Annotated in this window: 1 protein-coding gene and 1 pseudogene; both read left to right on the top strand. The window is 60.8% G+C overall.

All coding sequences use genetic code 11. The features are described from left to right. Positions 1-103: 103 nt before the first annotated feature. A pseudogene (locus ACFU99_RS44245) lies at positions 104-580 on the top strand (polymorphic toxin-type HINT domain-containing protein); the annotation flags it as partial. Between the two features lie 94 nt (positions 581-674). Continuing rightward, a complete protein-coding gene (locus ACFU99_RS44250; protein WP_384404530.1) occupies positions 675-1,049 on the top strand; it encodes a hypothetical protein in 375 nt (124 codons plus the stop codon). The last annotated feature ends 125 nt before the right edge of the window (positions 1,050-1,174 follow it).

Consider the following 1,174-nt stretch of genomic DNA (forward strand, 5'->3'; position numbering starts at 1 on the left):
CGAATGCAGCACCGCGCCGGCCTCGTCGAGGGCTACCTCGCCAAGACCGGACTGAACCTCCAACCCCCGTAACCTCAACCATTAAAGATCTCTAGACGCCAAGGACCTCAAGGCCGGCGACTGGCTCCGCACCCCGAGCGGCGAACTGCGAGAGGTCGCCGCCACCCGCGCGTGGACCGAGAACCGCAAGGTCTACAACCTCACCATCGCGGACACCCACACGTACTATGTACTGGCGGGCTCGACGCCGGTCCTCGTTCACAACTCGGGATCTGTCTGTGGTCTGACGGCGGAAACCCTGGATCAGGCGTGGCCGACATGGAATACGCCAGCGAATCTTGAGCACGTGATCGACCCGGCCAAGCATGGGTTTGGTGATCTAGTGGCTAAGACCGGCGGTCGGGAGGAAGCCCTTCGTGCGATCATGGATAGCCTCCGTGGCGCTACGGACTTGCCAGCCGTGGGAAGGTATGAGGTAAATCGGGAAATCGGGGGAGAGATGGTAACGATCCGAGGAGCCATTGTGAATGGAATCCCCAGACTCGGTACAGCATTCATTCCTGGAAAGTTTCCTGGCTAGGAATATCGCTTCGGTGTGCCCCACGAGTGGGCGGAAGTGCAAAGAACATTTGTCGCGACCGCCCTGAAGGGGCGGCTATCTGGAGGTTCCTTCCGTGCCCGTTGAGATCACTCCTCGCCCCATGAGCTCAGGCGAGAGGGATGTGGTTGAGTTGATCCTCGCCAATGAATTCCCTGGCGCAGTTGAACTGCGGGCTCAAGTCGACTTTGTGCAGGTGGTTGCAAAATGGGGGATAGATTCAGCCAGCGTCGACCTGCTGGTGCTGGAAGGAGCTCCTCGGTCGCCGGGAGTCACCGGCGTGATTCCGGTGGATGCAACAGTTATGGATGAAGCGGCTTCACTGTTTGGGGAGATCCTTCTCTGGGCTGTGGATGGCTACCTCTCTGCAATCGAATACGCTTGGTACGGGGATGAGCCGCCTAGCACCCTTCCAGATATCGCAATGATCACCATCGATGCGCGATCCTAGCCTCGATCTTTCTTGACGGTCCGCCGACGGAGTCGGCGGACCGGTTCGCTTTTGGGGGCTGAGGGCGGGCAGGCCGACGGCCCGCGTGTCGCGTCGGGGGGGGGCCGGGTTCCACTGCTCCGGGG

Origin of the sequence: Streptomyces sp. NPDC057654 (assembly GCF_042800135.1) — a bacterium.
Taxonomy (GTDB): domain Bacteria; phylum Actinomycetota; class Actinomycetes; order Streptomycetales; family Streptomycetaceae; genus Streptomyces.